The 1,397-nt window shown below is 60.3% G+C and carries 2 protein-coding genes; one reads left to right on the forward strand and one right to left on the reverse strand.

What is annotated here, in order from left to right; translation table 11 throughout:
- The first annotated feature begins 399 nt into the window (after positions 1-399).
- Positions 400-1,080 (forward strand): polysaccharide lyase family 7 protein, encoded by a 681-nt coding sequence (locus J0A65_RS23420; protein WP_152489149.1) that lies wholly within the window; start codon positions 400-402, stop codon positions 1,078-1,080.
- Positions 1,081-1,111: 31 nt separating this feature from the next.
- On the opposite strand, the gene J0A65_RS23425 is transcribed toward J0A65_RS23420, so the two are convergent.
- On the reverse strand, positions 1,112-1,397 hold a 286-nt coding region (locus J0A65_RS23425; RefSeq protein ID WP_206596693.1), incomplete at its 5' end, for a hypothetical protein.

Here is a 1,397-nt window from a genome sequence, read left to right on the forward strand (position 1 = left end):
GTTTCGGGGCTTTTGTTTTCTGGGGCATGCAAAGCGTCAAAACCCCTGCGGTTTGGCGTGTCGACGAGGCGTGCCGGCACCTTTGGCGTCGATAAACCTTCGACTCGCTCACATTCTTTGCATCCTCTCGGGGAGTGGAAAAGGTCGATCCTGTGAGGGCTCGACGCTGTCTCCCAGTCAAGGAATCGTTATGCGATGAGGCAAAGGGCGGGATGTTCAACCGGCTTGCGGCGTTAGTCAAAAAAGCAGCGCCAAAATCATGATGAGTGGTCGTTAATCACCGCTGAACCCGGCGATAAGCTCGGTTGCAAGTCGGAGGTCGTGCTCGCGTTCTCGTGGGGCGGCGGTCTGGCGGGACTGAGTAGGCCTGCGTTGGCCGTTTATCCATGGAGTTCAGTCATGATCGATCTTGCCACCTGGAACCTCACCATTCCCGTAGGCGTGCCTGCGACCGTCATCGATACGCCCCTCCTGGTCGGCGGGTATCAGGATGACTACTTTCAGTCCCGCGACGGGCGGATTTTCTTCTGGGCGCCGGCCAATGGCTCTACCACCAGCAACTCGGTGTACCCGCGCAGCGAACTGAGGGAAACCTATGCCGATGGCACGCTGCGGAACTGGTCCTACACTGCTGCGACCGATGTACTGAGCGCGACCGCCAGAATCACTCAGGTGCCTGCCAGCGGCATGTTGGCGTTCTCGCAGATTCACTCCAAGCAGGGCACTTCACCGCCCTTGATGCTGGGTTACCAGTATGTGCCGCAGACGGGTTACGGCAACGTGGTGATCGCGTTTCGCGGGCATCCTGCCGACGCCGATTCGTTGAAGATCGTGTTGTCGAGCAAGGTGAGGCTGGATCAGGACTTCAGCTATGAAATTCACCTGGCGAAGAACGGCACGCTGAGCATTGGCCTGGTCGAGCCGGGCGGAGCGGTGAAGACCTGGAGTCGCAGCTTGAACAAGGCATGGGCGAGCCATGCCTTGTACTTCAAGGCGGGGGTCTACACCCTCGACAACAGCGGCAATGAAACCAATGCGGGAGCGGCGACCTTCAGCCAGTTGAAGGTCGAGCATCGTTAGCTGCGGTGTTCCGTCGATCGGTCCGCGTCGGCTAGTTGCTGCAGGTCGGGGCGTCAGTCGAGTCGGCCTCTGCGCCCTGGAACTGCGAGATCTGCAGGTGGCAGCGACGGCGTACGGTGCTGTCGAGTATCTGGCTTTGCAGCGGCAGCAGGTCGCCTGTCAGCAGGTTCTGCAGCAGCGGAGTGGCCTTGAAGTGGTTGTCGCCCAATATGGTGTCCTGCATGCCCTCTACCCGGATCATGGCCTTGCCGATGCTTTCCAGGCGGTTGCCGGTGATGACCAGTCGGCCGGCGCTGGGTTGGGCGTTGCGCAGGCTG

The organism is Bowmanella yangjiangensis (assembly GCF_017255015.1).
In the GTDB taxonomy this organism is placed as follows: domain Bacteria; phylum Pseudomonadota; class Gammaproteobacteria; order Enterobacterales; family Alteromonadaceae; genus Bowmanella; species Bowmanella yangjiangensis.